Source organism: Streptomyces sp. UNOB3_S3 (genome assembly GCF_020740895.1).
Lineage (GTDB): Bacteria > Actinomycetota > Actinomycetes > Streptomycetales > Streptomycetaceae > Streptomyces.
The window spans coordinates 1-9,225 of the sequence record NZ_JAILXP010000292.1 but is presented as its reverse complement, the minus strand read 5'-3'; the positions used below and the strand labels follow the sequence as shown (position 1 = coordinate 9,225).

1 protein-coding gene is annotated in these 9,225 nt (G+C 76.6%); it reads left to right on the top strand.

The features are described 5' to 3' along the window. The coding region (locus tag K6I33_RS26140) for a type I polyketide synthase (protein WP_229356988.1) at nucleotides 1–9,225 on the top strand (9,225 nt) is incomplete at both ends.

Sequence of the window (9,225 nt, the reverse complement as noted above, 5' to 3'; positions counted from 1 at the left end):
CCGGCACCACCTACGTACGCGAAGGCGGATTCCTCCACAACGCCGCCGACTTCGACGCCGCCTTCTTCGGCATCTCCCCCCGCGAAGCCCTCGCCATGGACCCACAGCAGCGGCTACTCCTGGAGACTTCCTGGGAAGTCCTCGAAAACGCCGGCATCGACCCCACATCACTGCGCGGCAGCCGCACCGGCGTCTTCGCCGGCGCGATGTTCCACGACTACGCCACCCGGCTGGGCCAGGTGCCGGAGGGCGTCGAGGGCTACTTGAGCACGGGGAGCGCCGGAAGCGTCTTCTCCGGGCGCATCGCCTACACCCTCGGCCTCGAAGGCCCCGCGATCACCGTGGACACGGCGTGCTCGTCCTCGCTGGTCTCCCTGCATCTGGCCGCCCAGGCGCTGCGTCAGGGCGAGTGCGACCTCGCCCTCGCCGGTGGCGTCGCCATCATGTCGACTCCCGAGCCGTTCATCGAGTTCAGCCGGCAGCGCGCCCTCGCCCTCGACGGCAGGTGCAAGCCGTTCGCTGCAGCGGCCAACGGCACCGTCTGGGGCGAAGGCGTGGGCATGCTGCTGCTGGAGCGGCTGTCCGACGCCCGGCGCAACGGCCACCGCGTACTGGCCGTCGTACGAGGCTCGGCCGTCAACCAGGACGGCGCCAGCAACGGCCTCACCGCCCCCAACGGCCCCTCCCAGCAACGCGTCATCCGCCAGGCCCTGGTCAACGCCGGCATCCGGCCGGCCGACGTGGACGCCGTCGAGGCCCACGGCACCGGCACCCGCCTCGGCGACCCCATCGAAGCCCAGGCCGTCCTCGCCGCCTACGGCCGGGACCGGCCGGCGGACCGGCCGCTGCGGCTCGGCTCCGTCAAGGCCAACATCGGCCACACCCAAGCCGCCGCAGGTGTCGCCGGCGTCATCAAGATGGTCCTGGCCATGCGCCACGGGGTGTTGCCGCCCACCTTGAACACCGACGCGCCGACACCCCATGTCGACTGGTCCGCCGGCGCCGTGGAACTCCTCACCGCCCTCACCCCGTGGCCGGCCGAGGACCGCCCCCGGCGGGCCGGCGTCTCCTCGTTCGGCGTGAGCGGCACCAACGCCCACGTCATCCTCGAGCAGGCGCCGCCCGCGCCGGCCGACGACGCCCCGGCCGGTGACGGCCCGCCCGAGGACGGTGCCGCCGTCGCGTGGGCGGTCTCGGGCCGTACGGACGAGGCACTGCGGGCCCAGGCGCGACGGCTGCTGGCCCATGTCACCGCCCGGCCGGAACCACGCCCCGCCGACGTGGGCCTGGCGCTGGCCACCGCCCGGACCGCCTTCGAGCACCGCGCCGTGGTCGTCGCCACCGACCGCGAGGGCCTCCTGCGGGGGCTGGACGCGATCGCCCACGAGGACGCCGCGCCCGGCACCGTGGAGGGCACGGCCCGCGCCGAGGGCGCCGTGGCGTTCGTCTTCCCCGGCCAGGGGACGCAGTGGGCCGGCATGGCGCGGGAACTCCTGGAGACCTCGGCGGTCTTCCGTGACAGCGTGCTGGCCTGCGACGCCGCCTTCGCCGAATTCCTCGACTGGTCCGTCCTGGACGTGCTGCGCGGCGTGGCGGACGCGCCGTCGCTCAGCCGCGTCGACGTGGTGCAGCCCGCGCTGTTCACCATGATGGTGTCGCTGGCCGCGCTGTGGCGCTCGCACGGAGTGCTTCCGTCGGCGGTGGTCGGGCACAGCCAGGGCGAGATCGCCGCGGCCTACGTGGCCGGGGCCCTGACGTTGCGGGACGCCACCCGGATCGTCGCCCTGCGCAGCAAGGCGTGGCTGACCCTGGCCGGCCGGGGCGGCATGGCGTCCGTCCTGCTGCCGCCCGGGGACGTCGCCGCGCGGCTGACGCGCTGGGGCGACCGGCTCGCGGTCGCCGCTGTGAACGGCCCCCGCTCGGTGGCCGTCGCGGGCGATCCCGAAGCCCTCGACGAGCTGGTGGCCGGGCTGCGCGAGGAGGGGGTACGGGCCCGCCGTATCCCCGGCATCGACACGGCCGGTCACTCGGCGCAGGTCGACACCCTGCACGAGCACCTCCTCGAGGTGCTGGCCCCCGTCCGCCCGCGCTCGGGCTTGATCCCGTTCTACTCCACCGTCACCGGCGGCCTGTTCGACACGGCGGGGCTGGACACCGGGTACTGGTACCGCAACATGCGCCGGACCGTGGAGTTCGAGCAGGCCGTGCGGGCCCTGACCGAGGCCGGGCACGGGGTGTTCGTCGAGGTCAGCCCGCATCCCGTGCTGAACCTCGCCCTCCAGGAGACCCTCGACGACACCGGGGCCCCGGCCACCGTGCTCGCCACCCTCCAGCGCGACGAGGGCGGTACGACCCGTTTCCTGACGGCGCTGGCCGAGGCGCATGTGGCAGGCGTCGACGTGGACTGGCGGCCGGTGTTCCCCGGCGGCGCGCCGGTGGCGCTGCCCACCTACGCCTTCCAGCGCCGGCCGTACTGGCTCGACGCCCCTACGGCCACGGGTGACGCCGCCGGACTGGGCCTCGCGCCGGCCGGGCACCCCCTGCTCGGCGCGGCGGTCGAGCCGGCCGGCGGCGAAGGGGTCCTGCTGACCGGGCGGCTGTCCGCGCGTGCCCATCCGTGGCTGGCCGCCCACGTGGTCCACGGCACCGTCCAGCTGCCCCCGGCCGGATTCGTGGAACTGGCCGTCAGGGCCGGCGACGAGACGGGCTGTGACCGGATCGAGACGCTGACCGTCGGGACGCCCCTGGTGCTGCCCGCCGACGGCGCGCTGAGCGTCCAGGTCACCGTCGGCGCGGCGGACGCCGCCGGCCGGCGGCCCCTGGCCGTCCACTCGCGCCCCGCCGACGCCCCCGTCGGCGAGCCGTGGACGGCGCACGCCCACGGCACGCTGAGCGAGGGCGGCGCGCCACGGCCGGCGGGTCCGGCCGAGTGGCCGCCGAAGGACGCCACGCCACTGTCCGTCGAGGACCTCTACGACCGTCTCGCCGACGGCGGCCTGGGCTACGGGCCGCTCCTGCGGGGCCTGAGCGCGGCATGGCGGCGGGGCGAGGAGGTCTTCGCCGAGGTCCGCCTGGCCGAGGAGGCGGCGGCGGACGCCGGCCGGTACGGCATCCACCCGGCCCTGCTGGACGCCGCGACGCACGCGCCGGCCGCCGACGGGGCTTCCGGGGAGGTGCGCACGCCGGTCTCGTGGCACGGCGTCACGCTCCGGGCGACCGGTGCCTCGGTACTGCGCGTACGGCTGGCGCCGAACGGTCCGGACAGCGTGAGCCTGGAGGCGGCGGACGGCACCGGCGAACCGGTCCTCACCGCCGACTCGGTGACCCTGCGACCGGTGGCCGAGCAGCGGCCGGCCGCCGGGACGGGCCTGCCCCGGGACGCGCTGTTCCGGCTCGACTGGACACCACCGGCCACGGCCACGGAAGCCGGGGGCTCCTCCTTGAGGTGGGCCGCCCTGGGCGAGGACGTCCTTGATCTGGGCGTTGAGGAGCGGTACGCCGACCTCGCCGCGCTCGGCGAGCGGCTCGCCGCCGGCGGGGCGGCGCCCGACGCCGTCGTCCTGGCCTGCCCGCCGCCGGCGGACGACGACGTCCCGGCGGCCGTGCGGGCCGCCACCCACCGGGCGCTGGCGCTCATGCGGGCGTGGCTCGCGGACGAGCGCCTGGCCTTCTCGCGCCTGGTGTTCGTCACCAGGGGCGCGATGGCGACCGCCACCGACGACAGCGCCGTCGACACGGTGAACGCCGCGGTGTGGGGGTTCGTCCGCTCGGCCCAGTCCGAGCACCCCGACCGCTTCGTGCTCGTCGACCTCGACGGGCGGGAGGCATCCCGCCGGGCGCTGCCCGCCGCCCTGGCCTCGGGCGAGCCCCAACTCGCCATCCGCTCGGGCACCGTGTCCGTACCCCGCCTCACCCGTGCCCTCCCGGCGTCCCCCGGGGACACGGCGCCCTTCGCGCCCGGGGGCACGGTGCTGATCACCGGGGGCACCGGCACCCTCGGCGCGCTGCTGGCCCGGCACCTGGTGACCCGGCACGGCGTGCGCCACCTGCTGCTGCTCGGCCGCCGCGGCCCCGACGCGCCGGGGGCGGCAGAACTCGAGGCCGAGCTGACCGGCCTCGGCGCCGAGGTCACCGTCGCGGCCTGCGACGCGGCCGACCGCCAGGCGCTCGCGGCCGTGCTGGACCGGCTGCCCGAGGAGCACCCGCTGACCGCGGTCGTGCACGCGGCCGGTGTGCTCGACGACGGCGTGGTCGCGTCCCTGACGCCCGAGCGCGTCGATCCGGTCCTGCGGGCCAAGGTGGACGCCGCGCTGAACCTCCACGAACTGACGCTGGCCCACCGGCCCGCCGCCTTCGTGCTGTTCTCCTCCATCGCCGGCACGGTGGGCACCCCGGGGCAGGCCAACTACGCCGCGGCCAACGCCTTCCTCGACGCGCTGGCCCACCGCCGCCGCGCACTCGGCCTGCCCGCCCTCGCGCTGCCGTGGGGCCTGTGGGCCGAACGCAGCGGAATGACCGGGCACCTGACCGACGACGATCTGCGGCGCATGGGCACCGGGGGCATCGCGCCGCTGTCCTCCGAAGAGGGCCTGGCCCTCTTCGGCGCGGCCCTGGCCGCCGACGGGGCCGTGCTGATCCCCGCGAAGGTCGACGTGGCCGCCCTGCGGGCCCAGGCGGTCGCGGGACCGGTCCCCGTGCCGATGCGCGGCCTGCTCGGCGGCCGTCCCCGCCGTACCGCCGCGACCGGCGAGGCCGGGACGGGCGAGCCGGCGCTGGCGCGGCGGCTGGCCACGATGACCGCGGAGGAGGGCGACCGGCTGCTGGAGGAGCTGGTGCGCGAGCACGCCGCGACCGTCCTCGGTCACGGCTCGGCGAAGGACGTGTCGGCGGGCAAGGCGTTCAAGGAGCTGGGGTTCGACTCGCTCACCGCCGTACAGCTGCGCAACCGGCTCCAGAGCGCCACCGGCGTCCGGCTGCCCGCCACGGCGGTCTTCGACCATCCGACACCGGCCGCACTGGCCGCCCACCTCAAGGCCGGGCTCGTCGGGGAGGAAGGACCCGGCACGTCCGGCGCGGCGGAGCCCGGCGCGCCGGCCACCGCGGACGAGCCCCTCGCGATCGTCGGCATGAGCTGCCGCTTTCCCGGCGGTGTGCGCTCGCCGGAGGAACTGTGGCAGCTGCTGGCCTCGGACGGCGACGCGATCTCCGGCTTCCCCACCGACCGGGGCTGGGACCTCCGGCGGCTCTACTCGCCCGACCGCGAGCAGTCCGGCACCACCTACACCCGCGAAGGCGGATTCCTCCACGACGCCGCCGACTTCGACGCCGACTTCTTCGGCATATCGCCGCGCGAGGCCATGGCGATGGACCCCCAGCAGCGGCTGCTCCTGGAGACCTCGTGGGAGGCCCTGGAGCGGGCCGGGATCGACCCGGCGTCGGTACGGGGCAGCCGGACGGGTGTGTTCGTGGGCACCAACGGCCAGGACTACGTCACCCTGATGGACGGCCCGGCCCGGGGCGGCGAGGGCTATCTCATCACCGGCAGCGCCTGCAGCGTGATGTCCGGCCGCGTCGCCTACAGCCTCGGCTTCGAGGGACCCGCCGTCACGGTCGACACCGCCTGCTCCTCCTCTCTGGTGGCCCTCCACCTCGCCGCTCAGGCGCTGCGCCAGGGCGAGTGCTCGATGGCCCTGGCGGGCGGGGTGACCGTGCTGTCGACGCCGGGCGCGTTCGTCGAGTTCAGCCGGCAGGGCGGGCTCGCCCCCGACGGCCGGTGCCGGGCGTTCGCGGCCGCCGCGAACGGCACCGGCTGGGGCGAGGGCGTGGGCATGCTGCTCGTCGAGCGGCTCTCCGACGCCCGGAAGAACGGCCATCCGGTGCTCGCCGTGCTGCGGGGTTCGGCCGTCAACCAGGACGGTGCCAGCAACGGCCTCACCGCCCCCAACGGCCCCTCCCAGCAACGCGTCATCCAGCAGGCGCTGGCCAACGCACGGCTGACCACCGCCGACGTGGACGCGGTCGAGGCGCACGGCACCGCCACCACCCTCGGCGACCCCATCGAGGCCCAGGCCCTGCTGGCGACCTACGGCCAGAGGCGCCCGGCCGACCGGCCGCTGTGGCTGGGGTCGATCAAGTCGAACATCGGCCACACGCAGGCGGCGGCCGGCGTCGCCGGTGTCATCAAGATGGTCCTGGCGCTGCGCGAGGGTTCGCTGCCGAGGACCCTCCACGTGGACGAGCCCACACCGCACGTGGACTGGTCCTCCGGTGCGGTGAGCCTGCTGACCGAGCCGGTGCCCTGGCCGCGGACCGGCCGGCCCCGCAGGGCGGGTGTGTCCTCGTTCGGGATCAGCGGCACCAACGCCCACGTCATCCTGGAACAGGCCCCGGCGGAGGAAGCGGCCCCCGCCGAAGACGCCGCGCCGCGCCCGCTGCCGCACGTGGTGTCCGGCAGGAGCCCGGAGGCGCTGCGGGACCAGGCCCGCCGGCTGCTGGCCCACCTCACCGCGCGCCCGGAGGCGGACACGGCGCGGATCGCCGCCGCCCTGGCGACCACGCGGTCGGACTTCGCCCACCGCGCCGTGGTCGTCGCCCAGGACCGTGACACGCTGCTCACCGGGCTGGGGGCGCTCGCCCGGGGCGAGCGGGCCGGCCACCTCGTGCGGGGAGTCGCCGAGGAGGAGCCCGGCGGGCTGGCCGTGCTGTTCACCGGGCAGGGCAGCCAGCGCCCCGGCATGGGCAGGGGGCTCCACAGCGCCCACCCCCCGTTCGCCCGCGCCCTCGACGAGGTGTGCGCCCATTTCGCCGGCCACCTGGAACACCCTCTGCGGGACGTCATGTTCGCCGCCGAGGGCTCGCCCGAGGCCGCGCTGCTGGACCGTACGGAGTACACACAGCCCGCGCTGTTCGCCTTCGAGGTCGCGTTGTACCGGCTGGTCGAGCACTGGGGGCTGCGTCCCGGCCACCTCGCCGGCCACTCGATCGGCGAGCTCACGGCGGCGCACGTGGCCGGTGTGCTCACCCTCGCGGACGCCGTCACCCTCGTGGCGGCCCGCGGCCGGCTGATGCAGGCCCTGCCGGCCGGCGGCGCGATGGTGTCGGTGCGGGCCACCGAGGAGGAGGTACGGGCATCGCTGGCCGGCCGGGAGCACGAGGTGGCCGTGGCCGCGGTCAACGGCCCGGTGTCCACGGTGATCTCGGGGGACGCGGACGCCGTGGACGCGGTGGCCCGGCTGTGGGCCGCCGAGGGCCGCAAGACCCGGCGGCTGAGGGTGAGCCACGCCTTCCACTCCGCCCACATGGACGGCATGCTCGACGCGTTCCGCGAGATCGCCGCCGGCCTCGACCACGCCCCGCCGACGATCCCCTTCGTCTCCAACCTCACCGGGCGGCCGGTCACCGCCGAGGAGGTCCGCTCGCCCGACTACTGGGTGCGCCACGTACGGCAGGCGGTGCGCTTCTCCGACGGCGTACGCGGCCTGGCCGCCGCCGGTGCACGGGCCTTCCTCGAACTGGGCCCCGACGCGGTGCTGTCCTCGATGGCCGCGGACTGCCTGGCCGACCGGGCGGAGGAGGACGCCGTCACCGTCGTGGCCGCGCTGCGCCGCGACCGGCCCGAAGAGGCCGCGCTGGCCACGGCCCTGGCGCGGCTGCACGTCCACGGCGTGGCATGGAACCGCCCGGCGGTGTTCTCCGGCCTCGCCCGTCCCGGCGACCGGCCGGCCGAGCTGCCCACCTACGCGTTCCAGCGCCGGCGCCACTGGTGGCCCGCGCCCCGGGCACACGCCGCGGCCGAGGCGCCGGCGGCGGACTCCGGGCTGCGCTACGAGCCGGTCTGGCGCCCTGTGCGGGAGCCCGGCGCGGCGGCGCTCGACGGGACATGGCTCGTCGCGACCGCGGCCGGTCACGCGGAGGACGACCTGACGACGGGCGCCACCGCAGCCCTGGCCCGGCACGGTGCCACCGTGCTCACCGTCCCCCTCACCGCCGCCGACTCCGACCGCGCCGTCCTCGCGGAGCGGCTGCGGGCCGTGCTCGAGGGCACCGGCGCGCGCGAACCGCGCGGCGTGCTCTCGCTGGTGGCCGTCGCCGAGGAGCGGGACGCGGCGCACCCGTCGGTGCCCGCCGGCCTCGCGCTGACCGCCGGCCTGGTGCAGGCGCTCGGCGACCTGGGCGTCGAGGCCCCGCTGTGGGCGGCCACGCGAGGCGCCGTGGCCGTCGACGCGTCGGACCGGCCGGGCTCACCGGTCCAGGCACAGGTGTGGGGCCTCGGCCGGACCGTGGCCCTGGAACACCCCGAGCGGTGGGGCGGACTCGTCGACCTCCCGGCCGCCCCGGACGACCGCGCCTGGGCCAGGCTGACCGGCGTCCTGGCCGGCGGGTCGGGGGAGGACCAGCTCGCCGTGCGCGCCTCCGGCCTCTTCGCGCGCAGGCTGAGCCGGGCGCCACAGGCCCCGGACCCGGCGCGGCGGTGGACCCCGCACGGCACGGTGCTCGTCACCGGCGGCACCGGGGCGCTGGGCGCGCGGGTCGCCCGGTGGCTGGCGCGCGACGGCGCCGAGCACCTCGTCCTGCTCAGCCGCGGCGGACCTCAGGCGCCCGGGGCCGCCGCCCTGGAGGCGGAGCTGACCGGGCTCGGCGCGTCCGTCACCGTCGTCGCCTGCGACGCGGCGGACCGCGCGGCCCTGGCCGGGGTCCTGGAGGGGATCCCGGACCGGCACCCGCTGACCGCCGTCGTGCACGCGGCGGGCGTCCTCGACGACGGCGTCGTCGAGGCACTCTCCCCGGAACGCTTCGCACGCGTGCTGGGCGCCAAGTACGAGGCGGCGCTCCACCTCCACGAGCTCACCGAGGACCGTGACCTGTCGGCGTTCGTGCTGTTCTCCTCCTTCGCGGGCGCCGTCGGCGGCGCGGGACAGGGCAACTACGCCGCCGCCAACGCCTGCCTGGACGCACTGGCCGAACACCGCCGCGCACTCGGGCTGCCGGCGACCTCGCTCGCCTGGGGGCCGTGGGCGGAGGAGGGCATGGCCGCCTCGGCCACCGTCGAGGAGCGCCTGCGGCGCGACGGCGTACGGCCCATGGCGGCGGAGACCGCCATCGAGGCACTGGCCGCGACGGTGGGCGGCGACGCCGCGACGACGGTCATCGCCGACATCGACTGGGAACGTTTCACGGCCGCGTTCACCGCGCCCCGGCCGAGCCCCCTGCTGGCCGAACTCGCAC